This is a genomic window from Pseudomonas sp. DF5 (assembly GCF_058148225.1).
The window spans coordinates 22,499-49,226 of the sequence record NZ_JBYVYM010000022.1 but is presented as its reverse complement, the minus strand read 5'-3'; the positions used below and the strand labels follow the sequence as shown (position 1 = coordinate 49,226).

The following is a 26,728-nucleotide window of genomic DNA, read 5'->3' as shown; positions in this document are numbered from 1 at the left end:
TCACGTCTATAGCATCAAATTTTACCATCCAAGAGAACAAATCCTGCCTTTATTTCGGATATATCTCATGGATCTCCAACTGTGAAAAAATATATTCCATTCCATCATATATGCTATCAGTATCTCTTCTGAGAACCACGCCATTCCCTTCTGACATATTTAGAGCAAAGGTATATATATTACGACCTCTCTCCCCATCGACCTTGAATATGAAATAACCTTTATTTTCCAGCACAATCAATTCAGCCACGTATAAAAAGTCTTCTACCCTACACCCTTGCTTCAGTGACAAACTAAAACGCGAAGCATAGCTCTCTGCCAATTCAGATACTTCCATCACTTGAGACCTCTTAACGCTTTCGCAATATCGGAGACATTTTGTAACTCTCCAGTCGCCACCCTATCTACTACATTCCATATAACGGCCTTCGGCGGCCCATCCACACTATTTCTAATAATCAACTGCTCAATAACTTCAACTGCCGTCCTTTTGTTTCCATTATCGAACAAATGCGCCCCTGCAATATCCCTAATTACAGACCCCATCTTATTATAAAAGCCTTCATAATTAGACGCATTGGCTATTACTGTTTCGACGGCCCTGAAAGGAACATCTCCCCCGAACGTCTTATTAATAGCAGAAATTTCATCAGCCGTAATACCTATCTTGAAGCCACCAATTCCAGCTGTATCGGTATTTTTTGGTGGGACAACATCCACTTCCGGCGGATCAATCGGCTTAACCGGTTTTGGAGGATCGATAGGAATTACGGGCTTTGTGGGCTCAACAGGGGTAAACGGCTTCGGCGGATCAAGCACCGGCACATCCGAATCCCGCGCAACACCTTGCAAATTACTAATCTTAGTCTTGACGACGTTGATATCAACCGACGCCTCGATTCTCTTGACGGTATTGACCGATACGTCGATCCCCATTCTCGAAAGGGTCAGCGCACTGTTGGCAGAACTGCTCCCCCCGCCAATCATGAGCTGTACGACAAGCGCGACCGCCTGCCCCATTTGATTACCAAGATTTTCTGCGTTGGCATCGCCGCCTTCGACGACCGCCTTTCCAATCTGGTCAATTTGGGACTTGAACGCAGCGGCAATTGCGTCCCCCAACAGCGCCTTGGCCTCATCGGAAGATGCAAACTCCTTGACGGCTTCCCAACTCTGCGTTGGGTCGGTCAAGAACGTGACGGCGCTATCCAAGGTTCCTAAGCCCGCTCCGGCCATCCCGTCCGTGAAGCCTTTGAGGACACCCGAACCGGTCAGTACATCCTGCCGTAGAGAGGTGATCTGCCACTTTGTAGCGATCGCCAGTTTCTTGAGCAGATTAGGTTCAGCATCAATTTCTTTCTTTGCCTGAACGTACTGTTGGGTCGCCAACCAGTTGTTATCGACGTTCGCCGTAGCCGCGTTATTCGCGGTCGCCGCACCATTCGGATTGCTCATGGCCGCAATACCGGTCACCAGGCTGGTGATGATGTTGCGTTTGGCTTCTCGCTCTACTGCGGTTTCGTTCGGATCGGTATCCGCGAACAGTCCCGCCAGTACGCTGGCAGCAGAACCACCCAAGGCACCAGCCGAGCAGCTCTGATTGCTGGCAGCCGCGCCGGCACAACCGAGAATGGCATGCAAGGCTGCGTGCTCAGGGCTGCCTTCCTTCAGCCCCTTTTTCACCAGTTCGCCGATATACGCCGAGCCTTGCTGCTGGACGTAGTTGACCACCATGTTTTGTGCAAACTGGGCACCGCTGCCGGCCACATTTCCGCTGATACCGGCGACCAAGGCTGTTGCGATTTGCCGGTAAGTGCCACCCGCTCCCCAGTTATCGCCGATCTCCTTGATCTGCTGATTGAGCACCAGGTAGTTCTCGTGGTGCTTTATCCGATCGTCGTCAGACAAGGTCTTATCATTCGATGCCGCTTTTTCCTTCTCGGCCAAGCCCTTCTTCTGATCAATTTCCCTCGCACGACTCTCAATGTACTGAGAAACGTTCTGCACAAACTTGCCGACGATCTCGAAATCCACGCCGATTTCTTGCGCATCGAAGATCGGCTTGAGTTTGTTACTGCCGTCACGATCGCTGGAAACATCGGTATTGATTGCGGCAATTGCCTGCTCTGCCGTCTGACCGGTCAACTCCTGCTGCTTGACGGTATTAGTGATGGTGACCGCCGCGCCGCTGATCCCGCTGTGGGTGGTGCTGCTGGAACTGTCACCGGCAAACAAGGCAATCGGTGTTGTAACGCTCACGCCATCCTTGCTGGCAACGACAGGCCCGCCCCTGTTGGCCGTAGCGCTGGCGTTGCCGTTTGCATCACGACCGATATCGCCGCCGTACCCACCACTGAGGTTGATACTGCTGGCGTCATACTCAGCCTTGTTCTTGATGTCTGAGCTGGTCAGCGTGCCGGTACTCAGGGTGTTTTTGCCGTCGGCGACCGCTTTGTCGCTGCTGGCGATGACTGCTCCAACAAGATCGGTATTGCCGGTGACTTCAACCTGGAAGCCGCCATCGCCGGCCTTGATGCCTGATTGTTCGCTAACGCTGGCGTACTCGCTTTGCATGTGTTGCTGGGCGATGCCGCCGCTGACGCTGCTGGTGCCGTAACAGAATGGAGGAATGCAAAGGCTCACACCTACGTTGGCACTCGACTGCTGCGATTTGTAAGTGCTGGTGTCCTGCAAACTCTCGATGTTGAGGTCGCCGCCGACTTTGACCTTGACCGTTTCACCGCTGGCGACTGCGCCCTTAATGTTGGTATCGCCACCGCTTTGCAGATTCAGCGTATGACCGGACTTGATCGACGTGTTGGTTTGGGTGACATCATCGCCATCGGCGCTGCCGCGTCCCTTGTTGGCGGCCAGTTCAAAGGTGATGCCGTTGCTTTCACCAAAGCCGAAACCAATTCCGGCGCTCCAGCCACTGTTGCTGTTGCTACTTTCCTGATGTGCGGTGTTTTGTGCAGACAGCAAATTGATCGTGCCGTCGGCTTTAAGGGAGACGTCCCCGCCACCTTCGATCCGGCTTCCAACCACATTGATGTCGCTGTCAGCACCGCCCCCGGTGGAGACGATGTTGATGTTGCCGCCAGCTACCACGCCGCTGCCCACGACGTTACGACCACTCTGAGTGCTGGTCATGTTGCTCTGGCTGTTGCTCAGATTGACGCTGACCTTAACCCCGGCTTTAGGGTCCTGCATTATGGCCTTGCCCGCGTCCATGGCCTGATCGGCACTCATGGCCGCGTTCACGGCAGCCAACGCGACCATACGATCATCACTGGTTTTCTGCGCTGCTTCGCCCATCTGCTGAATGCCTCGCAAAGCATCAAGCAGCGGAATGCTCACCGTCCCACCGACGGCCGTACGGCTGGTACTGGCCGTTTTGGTGGATTCCATGGTGTCGAAACCGGCCTCGATATCGACATGCTTGGCAGTAATGCCGATATCACCCTGAGGCGTGACCAACTGACTGGCGGTTTGGGTGTAATGGTCACCGGCTGTGAGGCTGATGTTGCCGCCCAGCGATGCGATCTGGCTGCCCGACTGGCGGGTAGAGGTGTATTGATCGGCTTCTTTCTGTTTGACGATCCCTGTCGCACCCTGCCACCAGGAGCCTATTTCACCGGCTTTTTTACTGCCGGATTTAGAGCTCGAAGTCTCGGTACTTTCTGCGCTGGTGATCTCCAGATTGCGACCGGCATCGATGCCGATGTTCTTGTCGGCTACCAGCGTACTGCCCTCAACAACAGTGTCGCGGCCACTCTTGATTTGAATGCTGCCGCCACTGATATCACTGCCGATGCTTTGGGTTGAGGTCGTTTGCCCTTGTTGCGATTTTTGCGTGGAAGACAGCAAGCCCGTGAACGTTGCACTGGTCTTGCTGGAGCTTTTCGACTGAGAGGATGTTTGAGTTTCCTCGCCGGCACCAATCAATACGTCGTTGCCAGCGGTGAGTTTCACCGCTTCTTCAGCACGCAGTGCAGCAGCTGTCAGCGAGATGTCATTATCGGCTTTCAGTTCGATGTTTTTTGCGACCAGCTCAGTACTGTTCAAGCGGGTCTGCGTGACTTCCGAACTGCTGGACTTGCTGGAGGACCATCCCTTCTTGGACGAAGCATTAGCCTGGCTTGCGTAGTCTTCGGCGGCATCGAGATTGATGTCACCACCCGCTGTGACGAGCAACGTTCCATCGCTGTTCAGCTTGGCGCCGGTGGCATTGAAATCCTCCCCGGCGGAGATCGTCAGTTTTTTCCCGGACGAAACACTCGAGCTGACGGATACGTCCGCTTCGCTCTCGGTCATCGTCGACTTTTTCTTGCCGAACGAGCCCTTCTTGGTTTTCGAGTAGTAGGAGTAGTCGACGTTATCCGCTGTTTCCAGATTCACATCACCGCCGGCGTATAGGTAAGCTTCATCCTTCGCACTCACCCGGCTAGCAATCAGGTCCAGATCCTTGCCCGCATTAAGGGCAACACTGCCCCCCGCATTAACAGTGGTAGACACCTGACTGACATGATCTTCCTGACTGGTAACCTTCTTGCTCTTGCCATACGAGTGCTGCTCATCCGCCGCCGAGGCCAGGGTCAAGTCGCCGACAGCGCTCATGCTCACGTCGCGCTTGGCGTCGATCTGACTGGCAATAACGGAGAGGTCTCGACCGGCGTTGACCTTCAGGCTCTGCCCCACATCTACGTCTGAGCCATATTGGGTAATGGTCTGGTCCCGATGCAGCCCCCGCTCGCCACTGACGATCTGTTCGGCTGATGTGAGGTTGACGTCGCGACCGGCCTTGATCGTGGTATCGGTACCGCTTTTCAGCACGCCGCCAACGTTGTTGATATCGCGTCCGGCGTTGAGGGTGAGCGAGTTTCCGGCTTCGATGCGCGCGGCGTTGTCGACGAAGTCCGTGCGCTCGTCGCGATAGCCGCTGCCGCTTTCGTGAGTGGTGACGGTGCGTTCGTTGATCACGTCGCCCCGGGTGGTGGTCAACGTGACGTCACGGCCGGCGATGATGCCGCCGGCCTTGTTGACTATGTTGTTGCCGGCTTTCAGGTCGAGGCGATTGCCGGCTTCCACCAGGCCGCTGTTGACCAGATCGTTGGTGGCGGTGGCCGACAGGTTGTTGGAGGCGCGCAAGGTGCCGGCGTTGTTCAGGTCTTTGCCGGCGATCAGGGTCACGTCGCTGCCCTGGATCAGGGCACCGTTGGCGGCCAGGCGATTGTTGGCGTTGGCCAGGTACAACACCGGCACCAGCACTTGCTCGCCGTTCACCTCGGCATTTTCCATCCACACAATGTCGTGGGTCAGGGCCGCGACTTGTTCGGAGGTCAGGCTGACGCCCAGCGACAGGTTGAGTTCTGTTTTGCTGGCGACGGCGTTGTTCATCAAGTATTTGAACAAGCCTTCGTCGCTGGTCTGGCCATCGATAAATCGCTGACCGGTACGCGCCACTACTGCTTGCTGGATCAGGCGTTGTTCATAAAGGCCATCGCCCAGGCGCTTGGCACTTTGGTCGGGGTCGTAGCCGAGGTTCGACAACAGGTAGTCCGAGCTCATGAATTGCTTGAGGTCGGTGAGTACCGGGTTGGTTTCGATCAGGTATTTCTGGGGTTTGGACTGGCCGCTGCTGGCCGGCAACCCTTGGACGCGATTGATGGTAAAGGCCGTGGAACGACCCGGCAGCGCCGAGCCAGTTGAATTGGCAGCCGGTGCGCTGACGTTGATCGCGCTGGCGCCGGCGCCCACGTTCGACGCCACATAATCAACAGGCTTCAGGTCAACGCTGCTGGCGGAGGCCTGAGTGTTGCTGACCGGTAGAATGTTCCGTGGCTGGACGCTTTGCAGTGGTTGCTCACGCTGGGTCGGGGTAATGCTGCCACCGCCCATGGTCCAGCTTTGCGGACCGCTGGTAACCGGAGTGCTGCTGTCTTGCCCGCTCAGGCGAAACAGGCCGTTCTGACCGGTAGGCAGGCTAAAACCTGGCAGCGCTATCGGGTTGACTTGTTGCTGGGCCAGATCAGGTGGCAGTTGCGCGTTGATGTAGATCGGCGTCGAGTACGCGCTGCCTGCTCCCGTGTCAGTTTTTACAGGGCCTGCCGCAACATAGGCGTAGTAAGGGCGGACTACGCTGTTATTAATATTCTGAGCCGCATCAAGGGTTACGTTTCCGCCAGCCTGGATGATTGCATCCAGAGACTCGCCGTTGATAACGCGGCTGCTGGTCGGCAGTGTCTCTCCCATCCAGGCCAGAAAGTTGCTCATGTCCTGTTCGACCGTGGCCGAAGGTGTCGGGTTGTTTCGTTGGGTGAAGAGGTCGGCCATTCTAATGGCCGAGGCTGTTTCATTGACCCAGCTCACGAATCTTCGAGTGGATTCGATTACCTGCTCTTGCAGACCTTTGTTGTTGATCGTCGAAGCATGGATAGCCAAATCGCCAGCGGCTGTCATGCTACTGCTGGTGTTGTTCACTTCGCCTGCGTTAATCGTCAGGTCCGCGCCACTGTTGATCGAGGCGGCTTCAGAATGAAGCGTGACCTTCAAACGATCGGTTTCTGCAATTTCCCAAAGACCGTTGATGCGACCACCGCCACGGCTGTCACAGCCATACGCGATCAATGAGCACGACAATTGGGTGATGGTCGCGACACTTTTCTCATGCTCGGTGTACTGCAACACATCCATGACGTTATTAACCGTCGTGGCTGCGATCGTCAGGTCGCCGGTGCTCTCAATCCCTGCGGACCTGTTGTCCAGCAAATCGGCCTTGGTCCCGTTTTTATCCCGAGCAATAAGCGTGCTGCCCAGGCTATAGACCTGTCCGTAGTAGTTGGTGATGCTGGGGCTCAGGAGCTGCATGTCTGCGCCGCTGAAGATCAGCCCGTGATCATTGACCAGCGAGCCGGTAGTGACAGTCAGCGCTTGACCGCTGCCCAGCGTTCCCTGGTTGTTGATCCCGCCGGCGTTCACCGTCAGGTTGGTGGCCGAGGTCAGACGACCGGCGTTGCTCAGCAGGCCCCCCACCGACACCGTGGTGTCACCGCCGCCAGCAATGGTGGAGGCCGCATTGAGGCTCAGTTGTGCGGCGCTCAGGCCAAACGTGCCGAGGCTGCTGACACGCCCGTTGCCCCAGTACGTACCCGCGAGGTTGAGGCTCATGCTGCCGTCACTGGCGATCAGCCCATCGTTGTACCAATTGCCACCCGTACCGACGAAACTCTCCGAGGCCAGCAACTGACCACTCGCCGTCTGGGTGAAACTATTGACGTTAACGGTTAGGCGCCCAGCCTGGATGACGTTGCTGTTGGTCCAGCTGTCGGCGTTGAGGGTCAGGCCGCCGCGAGTGACGATGGTGCCGCCGGCGCCGGTGACGTTGGCGGTGGAAATGTCGAAAGTACCGTTGCCCACGTGCAGCAGACTGCCGCCACCGTTGAGGAAACTGCCCACTGCCATGGTCAGGTCAGTGTTGGCGCTTTCCAGGGTGCCGTTGCGGTTGTCGAACAGGCCACCGATCTGGAAGCTGGTTTTGCCTTTGTCGCCAAGGGCGCGCAGTTGGCCGGTCTGGTTGTCGAGGCTGGCAGCCTTGATCGACAGGGTGCTGTCGCTCTCGATGATGCCCAGTCGGTTGTTCAGGGCACCGCTGAGGGTGAGGTCGATCTGTTGACCGGCGATCTGGCCGTCGTTGTCGCCGCTGTTGTCAAAGTTGTTGCCGGTGACGCTGACCTTGCCTTTGGCGTAGAGGCCGCCGTTGCGGTTGTCGAAGTTGCCGGTGACGACAGTCGCGTCGCCGCCTTGCGCAGCGATACGCCCGCCGTAGTTATCGATGCCGGCCAGGGCCGTCAGGTTCAGACGCTGGGCCTGGGTGACGCCGCTGCGGCGGTTGTTGTTCAAGTCATAGCCGTTTTTCAGCACACCAGTCAGGTTGGCCGTGAACGCAGCTTGCAGGCTGGCGAGCACCCCGCCACGGTTATCGAGGTTGTCGGCCTTGATCGACAGGTCACCGTCCTTGGCGACAATACGGCCGCTCTGGTTGTCGATATCGCCGCCGATGGTGAGGTTCAAAGCCCCCTGGCTTTGCAGGGTGCCCTTGGCGTTGACGAGGCTGGCGGCCTGGATTTTCAGGTCGCCATTCTGGCTGTAGATCTGGCCATCGGCGCTATTCTGCAGCGTACCGCCCGTGGTGATGGTCAGTTGATCATTGGCCGCGATGGTGCCGAGATTGCGGTTGTCCAGGCCACCGGTGAGCAGCGTCATCAAACCTTGGCTGGCGAGTTCGCCACCCTGGTTATTGATCTGCGTGGCGCGTTGCACCAGCAGTGGGCCGGCGCTGGCCAGTGTGCCGTTGGTGTTGGTCAGGGCTCCGAGCAGGTCGAGGGTCACGGCACCGTTGCCGACCAGGTTGCCGCCGGTGTTATCCAGTGTGGTACCGGTGAAACTGAGGTTCTGTTTTGCGTTGACCGTGCCGCCGGCATTGCCCAGGGTCATCGCCTGCATGGCCAGGGTTGCGCCGCTGTCGATCAAGCCGCCCTGAGCATTGTTCAGCAGACCGCTGAGGGTCAGGGTCTGATTGCCGCCGCTGGAGAGAATGCCGCCGTTGCTGTTGTCCAGGCTCGACGCGTTGACGCTCAGGGTTTTCCGGCTGACCAGTGCACCTTCGCCGCTGTTGAGAATGGCACCACTTACGGTGACGGCCACATCGCTGTCATGACTCGACAACGTGCCTTTGTTGCGGTTGTCCAGGCTGTTGCTGGTGAGGCTCAGGCCCTGCCAGCCGGAGATCAGACCGCCCTGGTTGAGTACCGTATCGGCGTTGACCGTCAGCAGGTTATTGCTGATCAGTTTGCCGTTGTTGTTATCCAGTGCACGGGCCGTCAGATCGAGGCTCTGGCTGCTGGAGATTTCGCCGTTCCGGTTATTCAGGTCACGCAGGTGCTTGAGGCTCAGCAAACCCGTGGTGGTGATCAGCCCGACGCCGTTGTTCAGGTCGCCGGTGGCCGCCCCGAAGTCGATGGCGATGGCGCTGCCCAGCAAAGAACCGTTCTGGTTATTCAGGCCACTGCTATTGACCGTCAGCCCCGTGGTGGCGTTGATCAGTCCCTGGCTCTGGTTTGTCAGCAGCCCGTCGAGGTTCAGGTCGAGGTTGGCGCGGCTGGTCAGCGTGCCGCCACTGTTGTCCAGGCTGGCGGCTTTGACGTCGAGTGCTGCAGCGGCGATCAGGCCTTTGAGGTTGGTCAGTGCCTGATCGATGCGCAGGGTCAGGGGCTGATTGCTCAGCAGTTTGCCGTTGCTGTTGTCCAGGCTGCGAGCAGCGATGGTGAAAGCCTCGGCGCTGGATATTTCGCCGCCGTTGTTATTAACGTCGGTGAGGTTTTTGAGCATCAACAACGGCGCGCTGATCAGACCATTCTGGTTGTTCAGCTGACCCTGGTTCAGATCCAGTGTCAGAGACGTGTTACTGAACAGTTGCCCGCCTTGCTGATCCAGGCCGGTGACGCTGGCAGTCAGGGCACCAACGCTGGCGATACGACCGCCATCCTGGTTGGTCAGTTGGGTGGTGGTCAGGTCCAGGCTGGCACCGCTGTTCAAGCGACCGGTGTGACTGTTATCCAGTGCGCCGGTGTTGACGATCACCGCCCCCTTGCCACTGATGCTGCCGTTATTGCGGTTGTCGAGGCTGGCACTGTTGAGTGTGATGCCAGCATCAGTCACGATCTCGCCGCCCTGATTGAGCACGACGCCGGTGGTGGTCAACGTCAGCGGCCCTGCCGCGGAAACACTGCCCAGGGTGTTGGTCAAGCTCGCGGCTGTGACCCCAAGTGCACCTTCAGCACTGAGCAAGCCTTGGCTGTTATTGAGATCACCCTTGAGATCGAGCTTCAGGTTTTTCTGACTCAACAGCGAGCCGCCACTGTTGTCGAGATTGCGGCCGGTCAATGTCAGGTCGGCCTTGCCCGAGAGCAGACCTTTGGCGCGGTTGATGATGTTTTCGACTGTCAGGGACAGTGCGCCTTCAGCGAATACCTGGCCGCCATCGCTGTTGTCCAGACGGTTGCCGATCAGGGTGACATCTGACTTGCTCGACAACTCACCACCGCGGTTATCGACCGATTCGACGTTCAGTTGCAGCCCTTTGGTTGCGCCGATAAGGCCGCCAAACCGGTTATCGAGGTTGATGCCCCTCAGGGTGAGCCCACCGGTTGCGATCAACTGACCGCCCTGATTGTTCAGGGTCGCAACGTTGGCCGTGACATCGGTTTTACCGGCGATCTGGCCACGGGTGTTGTCCAGGCTATCGGCGCTGAGGTTCACGTCACCGTCAGCGATGAACGTGCCATCCTGATTGACGATCTGACCGTCCACCGTCATCCCGAGGGTGCCATGACTGCTGATCAAGCCGCCGGTGTTGTCCAGGCGCGCGCTGTGCACCTCCAGGGTCTGTGCGGAAATCAGGCCCTTGATGCTGGCGAGCAGTTGATCGATGTGCAGCGTCAGCCCCTGATTACTGATCAGCTTGCCGTTACTGTTGTCCAGGTTCTGGGCGGCCAGTGTGAAGGCCTGGGCGCTGGAGATTTCACCGTTCCGGTTGTTGACGTCCTTGAGATTTTTCAACATCAGCAACGGTGCATTGATCAGCCCGTTCTGGTTGTTCAGTTGGCCGTGATTCAAGTCCAGGCTCAGGACGGTTTTGCTGAACAGCTGACCGCCCTGTTGGTCGAAACCGGTGACACTGGCAGTCAGGGCCTTATCGCTGGCGATTCGGCTGGCAACACCGTTGCTGACTTGAGTCGCGGTCAGGTCGAGCGTATCGCCACTGATCAATTGGCCGCCCTGAGTGTTGTCGAACGTACCCGTGGTGACGGCGGTCGCGCTCTTGCCACTGATCAGGCCGTTCTGGCTGTTGTTCAGGCTTTGACTGTTGAGGGTCAGGCCGCTGTCGGTGGTGATCGACCCGCCCTGATTGTTCAACACTCCCGTCGTCGTTAGCGCCAACGCACCGGCGCTCGACACGCTGCCGCGGGTATTGTCGAGGCTGACCGCGTTAACTGTCAGGGTGCCTTCACTGCTGATCAGGCCTTCGATGTTGCTTAGCGCGTTGTCGAGGCGGATATCCAGCCCAAGCTGAGTGACCAGGCTGCCACCGCTGTTGTCCAGATTCTGCCCCGTCACTGTCGTGGCGCCCTTGCCGAACAACAGTCCCTTGGTCTGGTTGATGATCTGCGCCACTTTCAGGCCCAGCTCGGTGCCAGCCAGAATCTTGCCGTTGTCACTGTTGTTCAGGCTTTGGCCTTCAATGGCCACATCAACGGTGCTGGAGATTTCGCCTCCGCGGTTGTCCACCTCATCGACATTGAGTTTCAGCGCTTTTGTCGCGCCTACCAGCCCGCCACTGCGGTTATCGAGCCCCTTGCCATTGAGGGCCAACATTCCTTGAGCGACTAGCTCGCCGCCCTGGTTGGTGAATTGCGCAACCTTGGCCGTCAGATCGGTTGTGCTGGAGATACGACCGCCGCTGTTGTCGACGCTGGCCGCCTGCAGTTGCACCGCCCCCGCTGCGCTGAGCAAGCCGCCGCGGTTATCCAGATGAGTGCCATTGAAGTTGATGGCGGCCTGGCTGTTGAGCAGACCTTGCTGGCGGTTATCGAGTTGTCCGACGGTCAGTTGCAGGTCTTTGCCAGCGCGTACTTTGCCGGTGCGGTTATCCAGTGAATCGCTGCGCAGGGTCAGGCGATCCTTGCCGGTCAGGCTGCCATTGCGGTTGTCGAGGCTGCCGGTTTGCAGGTCGACCACGCCTTTGGCACTCAGGTTGCCATTCTGGTTATCGAACAAGCCATTGATGCGTGCGGTGAAGCTGCCGTCGCTGACCAGGCTGCCGACATGACTGTTATCCAGGCTGGCGGCGCTGATGCTCACGCTTTGGCCGGAACCCAGCACGCCGTTCTGGTTATTCAGGGCGCCGATCAAGCCGATGTTCAGGGCAACGTCGCCCGTGACCTGGCCGTCACTGTTGTCCAGTGTCGTGGCGGTGATAGTGGTGGTGCCGGCGCTGGAAACTTCGCCATCGTGGTTGTTCAGGTGGCCGAGAGTGGCTGTGAGGTTGCCGTTGCTGGTAATGACGCCCTGGGTGTTGAGCACCTGCGAGGCTTCCAACTCCAGAGTGCCGCTGCCCAATACCCGGCCGGTGTTCTGGTTATCCAGCGTGGTAGCAGTGACGCTGGTTTTTTTCTGCCCGCTTAAAGTGCCGCCCTGGTTATTCAACGTCTGCGCGGTATTGACCGTCAGATTGCGGCTGGCCACCACGCTCTTGCCGGTGTTGTTGAAGTTCTGCGCGCTCAGGCTCACATCACCTGTGGCATTACGACTGGTATCGGCGTTAACCCCGGCCTCAATGATACCGTTGTTGGTCAATACACCACCGGCCGTCAGCGCGATGCTGTCCCGGGCGGCGAGGGTTTGCTGGTTGGTCAGATTGCCTTGGGTTTGCACGTTGACGGCGGTGCCGGCGTAGACCGGGCCGCGCGCATCGAGGCTGGCGGCTTTGACGTTGACGGCCCCCGCCGCAGAAGTCTGCGCCAGGCTGAGATGGCCGTTGGCGTCGAGCTGGATATCGCCACCGCTGGCGGCCAGGTTGCCGTCGAGTTTCACCCCGACCCCGGCTTCGGTGCCGACCAGTTTGATCGCCCCGGCGTACATGCCGCCCAACGCGGAAGAGTCGATCGCCAGTTGCGGCTTGGCACTGCCGTCATCGGCGCGCGCGGTGGCGTTGAGGCTGTCGGCGTTGACGTCGTTGCGACCGGCGATGATGGTCAGGTTCTTCGCCTGGATCTCGGCGTTGATCTTCGCGCTGCGGGTGATGATTTCAAACTGGTCGACGTTGTTGGCGTTCAGCCCGGCGCCGTCGATGGAGACGCTGCCCTGATCGACCTGGAAGCGATCGAGGCGACCGCTACCGTCGAGCACCGGCTTGCCGGTGGTCAGGGTCACGCGCGGGGTATTGATGAAGCCGCAGCCGTTGCAGCTGATGCCGTAGGGGTTGGCGACGATGACCCGTGCCGACTGCCCCGCCACTTCGGTGTAGCCGCGCAACTGGCTGGGGCTGCCGCCGACCACTTCGTTGAGGATGGTTTGCGCCGCGACTCCGTTGGTCAGGTTCGGGTTGCCGACGATGATCCCACCCAGTTGCGTCGCGCCGGTCTGCGCGGCGATGTTGTTGAGGATCACCCCCTGGCTGCCGACGTTGTAATCGTGGAACTGGTTATGCGACAGGCCCGTGCCGTTGGGCGTGGCGATCTGGACGATCGGCACGCCGTTGCCCGCCTGCCCGAGGCTGGTGCCGGGCGTAGCCACCACGATCCCGTCGGCCTGGGCCCACATCGGCTGCCAGAACATGACGTTGGCCAACAGGAACGCCAACCCGCGCTTGGGCATGCCCCAGAAGTGCTCGCGATTTTTGACCGCAGCCGAGGGCTGGCCAGCGAGGAAGGCGTAGTGGCGAACGTCCATGTCAAAGAGTCTCGGTGCGAACGGCAAGAATGGAATGAGCAAATCACAGACAAAGCCGTCCCGACTCGGCAGACGCTGGGGGCGCTTGCAGAGCGAATACGTCATAAGGGGGTAGGTACGCGCCTGGGTCAGAAGGTCCAGAGCGTTGCGTAAACGACCATTGCATCAGCGTGCGGATGGTCTGTTCGGTCCCTCGAAACGGCAAAGTGATATCAATATGATGGCGAGATGTTAAGTTGCCATCATTCTGACGTCAATAAGCCGTTCGGGATGTTTTTTGCGAAGGCTCTAGCTTGCGGTTTTTGGTCGATTACCTGAACGCTCTGGATCGAGGCAGAGCCGAGGGCTGCAATTTCTTGACGTAAAAAAACCCGGACACTGTCCGGGTTTTCATTGGTTCGCTACGGCGCTTTATTCAGCCGCCGGCGCTTCCGGCTTACGGCGTTTCAAAGGTGCCATGCCGTCCTTGCTGACCAGCGACAGGGCGTCAGTCTTCGGGCGGTTGGCGATCTTGCGCTTGGTCGGAGCCTTGGCGCCGGTTTTCTTCTTGTCGCCCTTGGCGTCGACCTTTTTCTTCTTCACGCCAACGGCTTTGCCCGAGGCCTTGACCTTTTTCGGTCCGCCGTAGGTGCCTTTGACTTCCTTGATGGTGCGGCGTTCGAAGCTCTGCTTGAGGTAGCGCTCGATGCTCGACATCAGGTTCCAGTCGCCGTGGCAGATCAGCGAGATAGCCAGGCCATCGTTGCCGGCGCGGCCGGTGCGACCGATGCGGTGAACGTATTCGTCGCCGCTGCGCGGCATGTCGAAGTTGATCACCAGGTCCAGGCCGTCCACGTCCAGGCCACGGGCAGCGACGTCGGTGGCGACGAGGATTTTCACCCCGCCCTGCTTCAGGCGGTCGATGGCCAGTTTGCGGTCTTTCTGGTCCTTCTCGCCGTGCAGCACGAACGCTTTGTATTCCTGCGCCACCAGGCGGCCGTAGATACGGTCGGCCATGGCCCGGGTGTTGGTGAACACGATGGCCTTCTGGTAGGTCTCGTTGGCCAGCAGCCAGTTGACGATCTGTTCTTTGTGCTGGTTGTGGTCAGCGGTGATGATTTGTTGACGGGTGGTTTCGTTCAACTGGCTGACTGCGTTGAGCTGCAAGTGCTCAGGGTTGTTCAGGACCTTGGCGATCATCTCGCGCAGGCCCGAACCGCCGGTGGTGGCGGAGAACAGCATGGTCTGCTGGCGGTTGGTGCACTCGTCCACCAGACGCTGCACGTCTTCGGCAAAACCCATGTCGAGCATGCGGTCGGCTTCGTCGAGCACCAGCACTTCGACTTCCTTGAGGTCGAGGTTGCCGGCGTTCAGTTGCTCGATCATCCGGCCCGGCGTACCGATCAGGATGTCTGGCACCTTGCGCAGCATGGCGGCCTGGACCTTGAAGTCTTCACCGCCGGTGATCAGGCCAGACTTGATGAAAGTGAACTGAGCGAAGCGCTCGACTTCCTTGATGGTCTGCTGGGCCAGCTCGCGGGTCGGCAGCAGGATCAGGGTCTTGATGCTGACGCGGACTTTGGCCGGGCCGATCAAGCGGTTGAGGATCGGCAAAACGAAGGCGGCGGTTTTGCCGCTGCCGGTTTGCGCTGTCACCCGCAGGTCACGCCCTTGGAGCGCCAGCGGAATAGCCGCTGCTTGCACAGGCGTTGGCTCGACAAATTTAAGCTCGGCCACGGCTTTGAGCAGACGTTCGTGCAGGGCGAATTGGGAAAACACGGGTGCTACCTCGAAGAAATACAAAAAAACAGCTGCATAGGGTAACGGTTTCGAGCGCTAAGGCCGAGTTTCTTTATACAAACGGCTGCAAACAGTGGCTTTTTTGTTGCCTGATTTGTCTCAAAACGTCATCCACAACCTCTTAAATGCTCTAATCGCCCCGTCGCGCCCTACAGAAGAAGCGTTTTCACCCATGGATATCAAACAGCTCTGGCTCAACGCCCAAGACCTCTGGGGTGCCCTCGATCAGCACCCGCTCCTGCATTCCACACTCGCGCTGATGTTGCTGCTGGTGGTGGCGCTGGTACTCGGACGAGTGGCGCGTTACCTGATTCTTCACGCGACCAAAATGCTCGGCCGCCAACCGGCGTTGCATTGGGTCAACGATTTCCGCCACAACAAAGTGTTTCATCGCCTGGCGCAAATGACGCCATCGCTGGTGATCCAGTTCGGCCTGCACCTGGTGCCGGAGTTGGGCAAGACCAGCCTGAACTTCCTCGGCAATGTGGCGCTGGCGTTCACCATTCTGTTTCTGGTGCTGGCCATCAGCGCGTTGCTCAATGCCCTGCTGGACATCTATGCCCGCACCGAACACGCCCGCACCCGCTCGATCAAGGGCTATGTGCAACTGGCAAAAATGGTGTTGTTCGTGTTTGGCGCGATCATCATCGTCGCCACGTTGATCGACCGTTCGCCGCTGTTGCTGCTGTCGGGCCTGGGCGCCATGTCGGCGGTGATTCTGTTGGTCTACAAAGACACCCTCCTATCGTTCGTCGCCAGTGTGCAACTGACCAGCAATGACATGCTGAGGGTCGGCGACTGGATCGAGATGCCCCAGGTCGGTGCCGACGGTGACGTGGTGGACATCACTTTGCACACGGTCAAGGTGCAGAATTTCGACAAGACGATTGTGTCGATCCCGACCTGGCGCCTGATGTCCGAGTCGTTCAAGAACTGGCGCGGCATGCAGCAGTCCGGCGGACGCCGGATCAAGCGCAGCCTGTTCATCGACGCCAGCGGCGTGCGATTCATTCGTGATGACGAAGAGCTGAGGCTGTCCCAGGTGCATTTGCTGACCGACTACATGAGCCGCAAGACAGCCGAACTCAAAGCCTGGAACGAAGCCCAGGGCAACGTCGCGGCGATGTCGGCCAACCGCCGACGAATGACCAACATCGGCACCTTTCGCGCCTATGCACTGGCGTATCTGAAAAGTCACCCGGAGGTTCAGCAGAACATGACCTGCATGGTTCGCCAGATGCAGACAACCGCCCAGGGTATTCCGCTGGAAATCTACTGCTTCACCCGCACGACGGTGTGGGCTGATTACGAGCGGATCCAGGGGGATATTTTCGATTACCTGCTGGCGGTGCTACCGGAGTTCGAGTTGAGCCTTTATCAACAGCCAAGTGGGAGCGATTTTCGGAACGGGTTGTTTCCCGACGTGCCAACCCTGCCCCGAGCGCCGAGGAAACTGACCTCCTAGGGTTTCAGCTTCAACAGCAGATCAATGCCGTCGGGCCAACGACGCTATACATTTTGGGCGTTGATGTGTTCTGCATTCATACGCCGCCAACTGCAACGAGACCAGCGACTGCCTGGTTTCGGCAGGTAGTCTCGAAAGCGGCGAACGCAGAATTAGCTGAACGGAGATTAACCGATAACAGTTCACTGATAGAAAACCGACGAGCGGGTGTAGCCCCGAAATCTAAAGAGTACAACCTGACAAGATCAAAAAGAAAAATCCACCTGGCGTTTAGTGATTTTCACTATACGAGCGAGCACTTTTAATCTGTTTTACACAAAACCAAACCTATAGCATTTGGCCACTTGCGAACAACTGGACAAAGGCGTCAAACATGTTAGGGATAACAAAACTTTCAGAGCGCTCGGCTAACACTGAACGCAGCATGGACTTTCAAGCGCTCAACTTTTTTGCCAACGCTCCTGCTTTTTCTCAACCTAAAAATTTTTATACAACCAGCCCTTACCAAAGACCATCCCGGCCCCAGGACATTACTGAAAAAATCATCACGACCCGCCTGACAAGTCACGAACTTTCCAGTAGCAATCACCTGTTGGCCCAGCGCCTTTTATTCAATATCTACGAACAGGACATGGTGTTCCTGCCGAAGGCACCTGCCCACTTTGACCTGTCAGCATTCAAAAACTTTTACAATCCGCAGTTGATGGCGAGCGGCAAACAAATCCGTCCTGCATTGGAAAACTATATCTATGGTTGGTTGAATGAAGAAATACATGTCAACGGCCCCTGGTGCGAAGAATCCTTTATAACTCACACCGATAAGGTACTGAATGATATCGGGCAGTCGGAATCCAGACTTTATAACGTGCTGACCAGCAGTCGCCAGCCCCAACGGGCCGCGAGATTCTTCCTCACTCAATGTGCCGGGGACTTCCTCAGTGAAGCATCCGCCATGGCACGCAACGTACTGGGTAACTGTGGCGAACACACCAGCGAGCTGTTCAAAATACTGATCGACGAATATGGTTATGGCGTTGACAAGAAGAAACACAGCACGATTTTCGAGGACATGCTCAAGAACCTGGACATGTCTCATCACGTTCATCATTACTGGCAGTTCTATACCGCTGGCTCTTTGTCCCTGACCAACTACTTCCATTACGTGTCAGCCAATCATGGTGAATTTTTCCGCTACATCGGTGCCATGTATTACACCGAAGCGTCCTTGGCCCTAACCACCAAGCATCAATCCCGCGCCCTCAAGCATATTTTCAAGGATGCCGTCACCACAGAGTACTTTGACGAACACTCTCATATTGATGTCCACCACGGAAGAATGGCCTTGCAACGACTGATCATTCCGATGATCAAACAATTCGGCGTCAAAATAATCCCCGACATCATCCGCGGTTTTGAAGAGTTCAAACTGCTTCAAGATATCGCCGACGAGGAACTCTACGCGCACATCGCATGGCATGATGAACTGGATGACTATCGCGCCAAAGCCCGGTCACTGCACAACAAAAAACGCCCGGACATGACCATTACAGAGGCCAAGGGAGAGTTGTCCGTATTGCACACCCACTCGAATGACGAGTTGTTCTGGGTCGAGTCAGGTGAATTGGATTTCGTCGTGAGCCCGGAACTTTCCGTCCGACTGAACTCCGGAGAAGGCATCGTCATACCGAAAGGAATGATTCATGGGACTTATATCACTTCTCCCTCCTGCACTTACACTGTGACTGCACTCTAAACGGCCATCAGCAATGAAATCCATCACCTTGAGCCTGAACGATACCCAGTATGTTGCGGTCGACGAGAAAACCTATTTCCTCAACCGTCGCCGCGATGCAACTCAATTGTTACCCACCTCATGCCCTCATCGGGGTGGGCCTCTGCACATGGGAGAAGTCACCCAGGACGGAGAAAGTGTGATCTGTCCCTGGCATGACAACGCTTACAAAGTTTGCAATCTGGAAAAGAAATCGCTGCCAACGGTTCGTGTAAAAAACATGATCAGCACTGTCGTGGGCGCTACCAATCGGTGTGTGCCTTTAATAAAAATTTCACGCCATAACTGACAGGCCTATGAACAATAAATTTACACTTCCCGCGTTCTACTCGATCGTCACTCTGTTCACCGGTCTGGACATGGCGATTGTCATCGCCATGGTCTGGTTTGGCCTGGAAACTACAGGATCGACCTTCCTGGTCGGCGCCACCCTCTGTGTGGCGACTGTCGTGCCTTATGCCTGTGAACAATATATAGGTCGGTTCTTTACCATTGAGTTGAGCATGAAGCGTCTGCTTTATATTCGACTCATCGCGTTTACAGCGATCGTAGGATTGTCGTTCACAGAAGCGGCACTGCTGCCGATCGGCTTCCTTGGCATCGCCTTTCTGGTAGGGGTCACCGATTATTTCACCATCAGCACCCTGGAATCGAAAAACACCAAACTGGTTCTGGCGGGCCTGACCGACAGCGACTCCTCGGCACGACTCATGCAGACTTCCATTCAGATCGGTGCCTTTGGTGGGGCCCTGCTTGGCGGGATGATCGTGGATATCTACTCGGTCAACCAAACACTGCAGATCATCGGTATCGCTGCGATCGTTTCCCTGGCGGCCATCCTTTTCCTTTCTGCAACACCTACTCCCGATGACAACGTGCAAGCCCAGGTGGTAACCGCCACAGCCACACAGCAGCTTCCCAGAAACTTTTATATATTGATCATTGTGCTCAGCATGATCGGCTTCCACATTGGTGCCTTTAACAGCCTCGTGCCCATCGTCTTTCAGAAACTCAACGAATGGAACGCCACGCTTTTTGGCATCGCCAGTGGACTTGCCGGTCTGGGCGCCTTCAGCGCTGCGGTGTTGCCACGGCTAAAACTCAAAAGCCATAGTGCAATCCTGATCGTCATTGCCGCCGATGTGGCGATCGTCTACTTGCAGAACCTTTATTTAATGATGTTCGCCGCCTTCATCCTCGGCTTTTGCATTAACAGCCTGAGAATTCAGTTGCGTAAAAACCTCATTGAATCTGCACCTAATGAACAGATTGCCGACGTAATCGCCTCCAAGAGTTCGCTCTATTACCTGTTGGTCAGCGGTTCGGCCCCGATGATTCTCACCTTTTTCACCACCGGCGCCTTCCTGGGACTGGAAGGGGCACGCCTCTTGATGATCGTTTCCGCCGCTTTACTAGGATGTGCTGTTCTGGCCTGGAGCCTGACTCCTGAAGTCTCAGCCACCACTACCGTTGATTGAGGAGCAAGTGAGAGTGAACACCATTGTTATTGTTGACCCGTTCTCGACCGGCAAGTTGTATGCCCCGAAATTCAATGCTCTAGGCATGCGCTGCATCGCCATCATCTCCCGTCCCGACCTGCCCGCCCACTTCACCAATGATCTGGTACGGGAAAACTTCGCGGAGATTCTGCCATGGAAAGAAGAGCTGATTGAGTCCCTGAGCAAGAAAGGAATAACGGCTGTCATTGCCGGCTGCGAAACAGCGATTCATCTCACGGACTACCTGACCGAACTTCTTGAACTCAAAGGCAACAGCCGTATTACCAGCGATCTGCGGCGTAACAAGTTCTCCATGCAGCAAGCGCTGAAGAACAAACAAATTGCCCACATCAGTTCGTGCATTCTGAGTTCGGCTTCACGGATTCCAGACCTTCTGGAGTCAATTGATCCGAAACGGAAATATGTCATCAAGCCCCTTAACTCGGCGGCCACGGAAGGCGTTGTCTTTGCACAAGGCAAAGAAGAAGTCCATGCCGCCTTGACCCATGCCGCCTGGAATCAAAAAAACGATCTGGGCGAGTTCAACCTGGGTTTCATCGTTCAGCCATTTGTAGCCGGCCCGGAATACGTGGTTGATATGGTGGCGTTTAACGGGACATTCATTATTGCCTCTGTGTGCAAATACACAAAAATCCACAGGAACGGCAGCATGTTCGTCTACGAAAGCCTGGATACCCTCGACCCTGGCGACAGTGCCCTCCAGCCATTGATCGACTATGCCAGAACGGCCGCGGCAGCATTGGGCATCCGGGTAGGCCCGATCCATATGGAAATCATCTGGTCTGAAGACGGACCGGTCATGATTGAAGCCGGAGCCCGTCTGCATGGCGGCATCGCTCCGCAGCTGTTCCAAAAGGTTTACCAACCTGACCTGCTCTCGCTGGCCGTAGAGTGCTACCTGGGTCACACGGCCCCCGAGGGTACCCAGGCGGCTCTCCAAATCAGCCACGGAACAATCGGATTCTTCTGCGCTGACGAACAACGCCCCTTTGAGGAGCCTTCCGACGCCGAGTTGAGCAGTGTGAAGCAGGATCTCTCGTATGGCGGCCATAAGTACTTCATCAGCCCTGGCACCACAACACCGGTAACGATTGACTTCGCGACATGCCCTGGCTTGTTCTGGCTGCATCACCCCGATCTCGAACAACTCGACCGCAGCGCAAAAAACATTCGTTCCCTTCTATGGCGTCAATGAGAGACCTATGAATCCCCGTCTAATCATCAAAAAATCTGCCATCGACCTAGGTATTGGTAATGCCTGTGCCGCGGTCATCCAAGGCATCACGGTGTCTGAAGATCAGAGTTTTCTTCCTGTTCTGACAGACAACTTGAACCATGTCGCCTCGCGCCTGGGCGAGCTGGAATCGAACTGTGTCTATAAAGGTTTTGCTCGACAACTGCAGAAAATGGGCTATCACAACACAGTCAGCGCCAACGAGAAAATCCTCAAGAGCTTCATCTCCAAAGGGGTTCGCCCCATCAACAACATCGTGGATGCTTACAATGCCATTGCCATCCGCCATGGTGTCAGCATCGGTGTTCACACCTATCATCGACCCGATGACATCCAAGTCTTTCGCTCGGAAAAAACCATGACCTTCCGGCCTCTTTTTGCCAAAAAAGATGCCATCGTTCCCATCGGCGATCTCGTTTATACCTGCGCAGACGCTTTGTTGGCATGCATTGGCAAAACAGATGCCGATGCCCATGACTTCCGGCTGACCAATGAATCATCGAGCTTGGTCGCCGTGGTACTGGGCCACCACGACACACCGCTGGACTTCAATCAGGCGGTCCTTGAAGAGTTCGTGGGCGCCCTCAGCGAGAAAATGCCCTCACTGGACCATTACTTTTTAGAACGGGTCCTGGTTCAAGACAACCCATAGGCATCGAAGCCTGAGCGTCAGATTCCACATAATGCACAATAAGGAAAAGCCGTTTTTTAACTGCAGCTTCCCAGGAATCTCGCTCAGAATGTCTGGTTCTGTTTAAAGGAGCCGGTCTATCGCCAGGCTTTCAGAACAGGGTTGACGATGACCTCGTTGACTTGCTCTATTTTTAAAATTTTCTCCTTCAGAACCATCAACTCCTCGAAGCTTTTATATTTCACTTCCAGCATCATGTCGGTATCACCAAAAAGAGAATAGGCGTGAACAACTTCGACATACCCGTGCACTTGAGGAAAAACCAAATGGCAACTGCTGCCATTAAGGCGCAGCATCAGGAACGCCGCCTGCTGCTGGCTTGCCTCATCTTCAGCGATGTTAATGGTAAAACCTAATATAACGCCCTTATCAATCAGCTTTTGAACGCGTGACTCTACGGCTGTTCGAGACTTGTGCACTTGCCTTGATAGCTTTGCCAGGCTGACCCTGGAATCTTCTTTCAACGCAGTGATAATAAGCTCATCAATCTTGTCCACTCTGCCGCCCCTGCACTGATCTTTTCCATAACAGATTTTCATTACCGCCTGCTCTAGCGAATAACCCTGTACCACACCCAGACAAAATCACCCTGCCGATTTTGCCATGATAATCGATGCCCCCTCCCCGAACAGTGGTACCCAAGCCAGAACGACGGTTCAGTTCGCTACCGCCTTGGCCCCCGAACGGCTGATCCACACCGCCGCGAGGATCACCGACCCGCCGAGGAGCAAACGCCCCAGTTCTTCATGCTGGTTCCAGATCAACAAGTTGATAAGCAAACCCACCGGCACATGCAAGTTGTTCATCACCGCCAGCGTCCCACCATTCACCAGGCACGCGCCCTTGTTCCACCAGTACAAACCCAACGCGGTCGAGACTAGGCCAAGAAACAGCAGAACACCCCATTGCAACGGCGCTTCAGGCAGGAAGTTCTGTTTGCCGAACAGCAGAAACGCCGGCAATGCCACCGCCAACGCACCGAGGTAGAAGTAGCCGAAACGCCGGTAATGCGGCAGATCGCTCGGATGGCGGGCCACCAGATGTTTGTAGAGCACCTGCCCGGCGGCGTAGGTGAAGTTGGCCAGTTGCAGCAACAAAAAGCCCATGAAGAAGTCCGGGTTGATCCGGTCGTAGCGAATCACGGCCGCGCCCGACACTGCCACCAATGCCGCGATCAAGGCCCACGGATTGAAGCGCCGGTTCAGCGCGTCTTCGATCAGGGTCACGTGCAGCGGCGTGAGGATGGTGAATAGCAACACTTCCGGCACCGTCAGCACCCGGAAGCTCAAATATAAACAGACGTAGGTCACGCCGAACTGCAAGGCGCCGATCAATAACATGCCGCGCATGAATGCCGGCTCGACCTGACGCCAGCGCGTCAGCGGAATGAACACCAGCCCCGCCAGCAGCACCCGCACCAGCACTGCAAAGTAACTGTCGACATGACCGGCCAGGTATTCGCCGATCAAACTGAAGGAAAACGCCTGGATCAGCGTGACAAAAAGTAGATAGCCCATGCTCGCCTCATTTCGAATGGCGGCGACGATAGCGGGTTTTGCCCTTCACTGCGAACGGTCAGCCTACACACAACCCCACTGTGGGGAGCGAGCCTGCTCGCGATAGCGGTGTGTCAGCCGACATCAATGTTGAATGTAACGCCGTCATCGCGAGCAGGCTCGCTCCCACGGTGGGTTATGTGTTCGCTTAGCAAATCCCAGGCAAAAAAAAGCCCGATCTCGCTAAAGCGTTCAATCGGGCTAGAGCACTCAGGAGCAACAAGTGCAAAGGGAGGTTCGATGCGCGTGCAGGCTTGAAGGGTTGCGCCAGGTCACTAGACCATCCAGTGATTATCTGGCGATTAACGGCTCAGGCGACCTGGGCCAGTTTGGCGTTGGCCTGGTTCAAGCCTTTCTCCTGGAAGTCACCGCCCAGGTTCATGCCTTCGGCGTGAATGAACGTGACGTCGTGGATGCCGATAAAGCCCATGACCTGACGCAGGTAAGGTTCCTGATGATCCGCGGTGCTGCCGGCGTAGATCCCGCCGCGAGCGGTCAGCACGTAGGCGCGCTTGCCGCTGAGCAAACCTTGCGGACCGGTCTCGGTGTATTTGAAAGTCACGCCGGCACGCAGCACATGGTCGAGCCAGGCTTTCAAGGTGCTCGGAATCGCGAAGTTGTACATGGGCGCCGCCATCACCAGCACGTCGGCGGCCAGCAGTTCGTCGGTCAATTGGTTGGAGCGTTCCAGGGAAGCCTGTTCGATCTCGTTGCGTTGCTCAGCAGGTTTCATCCAGCCGCCCAGCAGGTTGATGTCCAGGTGCGGCACCGGGCTGACGGCCAGGTCACGGACGGTGATCTGGTCGGCCGGGTGTGCGGCTTTCCACTGGCTGATGAAGGTCTGGGTCAGTTGGCGGGAAACCGAGTCTTGCTGACGGGCGCTGCTTTCGATGATCAGAACGCGGGACATGGGATGTAGCCTCCATCTGAGAATGCTGTAGGTCGATGGAGTGAAGGTTAAACAGAGTCATATCGATGAAAAAGCGCAAATAACTGCTATAAAGCATCGATAAATTCGTTTATAAGCGGAGCATGCCCAGCCGACTTGCTCCACTTGGAGTCATTTAGGTGTGCAGGTCAGGTCGATACGCAGCTTGATAATGGTGCGGGTGAACTTGGCCGTGGCGTTTTTGTGTTTGCCGGCGGGTACGTCGATCTTGCGGGTGCGTGGCGCTTCCGGGCCGTTATTGAAAACCACCTTGCAAGTGATGTCTGTGTCGCCGTAGTTGTTGACCTGAATGGAACCGATGTCGGCGTCCGTGTCATAGGCGTTGTAGTCGACCTTCAAACCGTTGAGCTGTTTATTGACATCGATCGGATAGGCAAACGCAGTCAGCGGCAACATCGCTAACACTGCACAACCCGCCATCACACAACAAAGTTTTTTCATTCGGCAGTCTCCAATAAGAACTGCCAGCTTAGGACAAGAGGAGCTCAACATGAAAGCGCCCCGCGTGACCCTTGATCAATGGCGAACGTTGCAAGCCGTGGTCGATCACGGCGGTTTCGCCCAGGCCGCCGAAGCGTTGCACCGCTCGCAATCGTCGGTCAGCTACACCGTAGCGCGCATGCAGGACCAACTCGGCGTGCCGTTGTTGCGCATCGATGGCCGCAAAGCGGTGCTCACCGAGGCCGGCGGCGTGCTGCTGCGCCGCTCGCGGCAACTGGTGAAACAGGCCAGTCAACTGGAAGACCTGGCCCACCACATGGAACAAGGCTGGGAAGCGGAAGTGCGGCTGGTGGTCGACGCCGCCTACCCGAGTGCCCGCCTCGTCCGCGCCTTGACCGCCTTCATGCCGCAAAGCCGCGGCTGCCGGGTGCGGCTGCGCGAAGAAGTGTTATCGGGGGTGGAAGAAGTATTGCTCGAAGGCGTGGCCGATCTGGCCATCACCAGTTTCAGTATTCCCGGGTACCTGGGCGCGGAGCTGAGCGATGTCGAATTCATCGCGGTCGCCCACCCCGAACATGCCCTGCATCGTCTGAATCGCGAGCTGAGCTTCCAGGACCTGGAAAGCCAGATGCAAGTGGTGATCCGCGACTCCGGCCGTCAGCAACCGCGAGATGTCGGCTGGCTCGGTGCCGAACAGCGCTGGACCGTCGGCAGCCTGGCCACTGCCGCGACCTTCGTCAGCAGCGGTCTGGGCTTCGCCTGGCTGCCCCGGCACATGATCGAGCGTGAATTGAAGGAAGGCACGCTCAAGGTGCTACCGTTGGATCAGGGCGGAAGCCGCAACCCGAGTTTCTATCTGTATTCGAACAAGGACAAACCCTTGGGCCCGGCCACGCAGATTCTCATCGAACTGCTGCGCACCTTTGATACCGCGCCGCTGGATGCGCCCTTCGCCGCGCCCGAACAAGCCTGACACGGAGTGTACCCATGGCCTATTTCGAACATGAAGGTTGCAACCTGCACTATGAGGAATATGGCCACGGCACGCCGTTGCTGCTGGTTCACGGGTTGGGCTCCAGCACCCAGGACTGGGAAATGCAGATCCCGGCGCTCTCGGCCCGCTATCGAGTAATCGTGCCGGATGTGCGCGGCCACGGACGCTCCGACAGACCCCGCGAGCGCTACAGCATCGCCGGGTTCAGTGCCGACCTGATCGCGCTGATCGAACATCTGAACCTGGGCGCTGTACATCTTGCGGGGCTTTCGATGGGCGGCATGATCGCCTTTCAACTGGCAGTGGATCAGCCGCAACTGCTCAAGAGCCTGTGCATCGTCAACAGCGCGCCCGAGGTCAAACGGCGCAGCCGCAACGATTACTGGCAGTGGTTCAAGCGTTGGAGCCTGATGCACGTGCTGAGCATGGGCACCATCGGCAAGGCCCTGGGCGCCAAACTGTTTCCCAAGCCGGAACAAGCTTCGTTACGACAAAAAATAGCAGCGCGCTGGGCAAAAAACGACAAACATGCTTATCTCGCCAGCTTCAATGCCATTGTTGATTGGGGGGTTCAGGAACGACTTTACAAGGTGTCCTGTCCAACCCTCGTTATCAGCGCCGACCGTGACTACACCCCGGTTGCGCTGAAAGAAACCTATGTAAAACTGCTGCCCGATGCGCGGCTGGTGGTGATCGCCGATTCGCGCCACGCCACCCCGCTGGATCAACCCGAACGCTTCAACCAAACGCTGCTCGAGTTTCTCACCGCAGTCGACACCACCACTCAGGATCACTGAC

At 56.9% G+C, this 26,728-nt stretch carries 15 protein-coding genes; 8 read left to right on the top strand and 7 right to left on the bottom strand.

Features of this window, described 5'->3' with window-relative positions; all coding sequences use genetic code 11:
* Positions 1–49: 49 nt before the first annotated feature.
* The 3 genes from AC30D7_RS19930 to AC30D7_RS19920 all read right to left on the bottom strand — a co-directional run bounded on the left by AC30D7_RS19930 (position 50) and on the right by AC30D7_RS19920 (position 15,267).
* Positions 50–337 (bottom strand): hypothetical protein, encoded by a 288-nt coding sequence (locus tag AC30D7_RS19930; protein ID WP_490135198.1) that lies wholly within the window; start codon positions 335–337, stop codon positions 50–52.
* Positions 337–13,509 carry a hemagglutinin repeat-containing protein gene (locus AC30D7_RS19925; protein WP_490135197.1) on the bottom strand — a complete coding sequence of 4,391 codons (13,173 nt, stop codon included), beginning with the start codon at positions 13,507–13,509 and terminating at the stop codon, positions 337–339. Before AC30D7_RS19925 ends, AC30D7_RS19930 begins: the two co-directional genes overlap by 1 nt.
* Before the next feature lie 411 nt (positions 13,510–13,920).
* Positions 13,921–15,267 carry a DEAD/DEAH box helicase gene (locus AC30D7_RS19920; RefSeq protein WP_019580783.1) on the bottom strand — a complete coding sequence of 449 codons (1,347 nt, stop codon included), beginning with the start codon at positions 15,265–15,267 and terminating at the stop codon, positions 13,921–13,923.
* A 193-nt stretch (positions 15,268–15,460) separates the two neighbouring features.
* Between AC30D7_RS19920 and AC30D7_RS19915 the strand changes: the two genes are divergently transcribed.
* The 6 genes from AC30D7_RS19915 (at position 15,461) to AC30D7_RS19890 (ending at position 21,951) form a co-directional block, all read left to right on the top strand.
* Entirely contained in the window at positions 15,461–16,753 is a 1,293-nt protein-coding gene (locus AC30D7_RS19915) for a mechanosensitive ion channel family protein (protein ID WP_490135196.1), read from the top strand.
* A gap of 373 nt (positions 16,754–17,126) precedes the next feature.
* Entirely contained in the window at positions 17,127–18,506 is a 1,380-nt protein-coding gene (locus tag AC30D7_RS19910) for an iron-containing redox enzyme family protein (RefSeq protein WP_490135195.1), read from the top strand.
* A gap of 13 nt (positions 18,507–18,519) precedes the next feature.
* Positions 18,520–18,834, top strand: coding sequence for a Rieske 2Fe-2S domain-containing protein (locus tag AC30D7_RS19905; protein WP_490135194.1), 315 nt, complete (start codon positions 18,520–18,522; stop codon positions 18,832–18,834).
* Between the two features lie 7 nt (positions 18,835–18,841).
* Positions 18,842–20,023 carry an MFS transporter gene (locus AC30D7_RS19900; RefSeq protein WP_490135193.1) on the top strand — a complete coding sequence of 394 codons (1,182 nt, stop codon included), beginning with the start codon at positions 18,842–18,844 and terminating at the stop codon, positions 20,021–20,023.
* Between the two features lie 13 nt (positions 20,024–20,036).
* Complete coding sequence (locus AC30D7_RS19895; RefSeq protein ID WP_490135192.1) at positions 20,037–21,260, top strand: ATP-grasp domain-containing protein; 1,224 nt, start codon at positions 20,037–20,039, stop codon at positions 21,258–21,260.
* Between the two features lie 7 nt (positions 21,261–21,267).
* Positions 21,268–21,951: a phenylalanine--tRNA ligase beta subunit-related protein gene (locus AC30D7_RS19890; RefSeq protein ID WP_490135191.1), complete on the top strand. Its 684-nt coding sequence runs from the start codon at positions 21,268–21,270 to the stop codon at positions 21,949–21,951.
* Positions 21,952–22,067: 116 nt separating this feature from the next.
* Here AC30D7_RS19890 and AC30D7_RS19885 read toward each other — a convergent pair whose 3' ends face one another.
* From AC30D7_RS19885 to AC30D7_RS19870, 4 genes are all read right to left on the bottom strand, one after another.
* Positions 22,068–22,487, bottom strand: coding sequence for an Lrp/AsnC family transcriptional regulator (locus tag AC30D7_RS19885; RefSeq protein ID WP_490135190.1), 420 nt, complete (start codon positions 22,485–22,487; stop codon positions 22,068–22,070).
* 159 nt (positions 22,488–22,646) lie between these two features.
* On the bottom strand, positions 22,647–23,507 hold the full coding sequence (locus AC30D7_RS19880) for a carboxylate/amino acid/amine transporter (protein WP_490135189.1): 861 nt from the start codon (positions 23,505–23,507) through the stop codon (positions 22,647–22,649).
* A 349-nt stretch (positions 23,508–23,856) separates the two neighbouring features.
* Entirely contained in the window at positions 23,857–24,456 is a 600-nt protein-coding gene (locus tag AC30D7_RS19875) for an FMN-dependent NADH-azoreductase (protein WP_490135188.1), read from the bottom strand.
* Between the two features lie 150 nt (positions 24,457–24,606).
* Positions 24,607–24,936, bottom strand: coding sequence for a 3-phosphoglycerate kinase (locus AC30D7_RS19870; RefSeq protein ID WP_490135187.1), 330 nt, complete (start codon positions 24,934–24,936; stop codon positions 24,607–24,609).
* A 49-nt stretch (positions 24,937–24,985) separates the two neighbouring features.
* On the opposite strand from AC30D7_RS19870, the gene AC30D7_RS19865 reads away from it, so the two are divergent.
* Together AC30D7_RS19865 and AC30D7_RS19860 are read left to right on the top strand one after the other, a co-directional pair.
* Positions 24,986–25,909 carry a PA3225 family LysR-type transcriptional regulator gene (locus AC30D7_RS19865; RefSeq protein ID WP_490135186.1) on the top strand — a complete coding sequence of 308 codons (924 nt, stop codon included), beginning with the start codon at positions 24,986–24,988 and terminating at the stop codon, positions 25,907–25,909.
* Positions 25,910–25,923: 14 nt separating this feature from the next.
* Complete coding sequence (locus tag AC30D7_RS19860; RefSeq protein WP_490135185.1) at positions 25,924–26,727, top strand: alpha/beta fold hydrolase; 804 nt, start codon at positions 25,924–25,926, stop codon at positions 26,725–26,727.
* The last annotated feature ends 1 nt before the right edge of the window (position 26,728 follow it).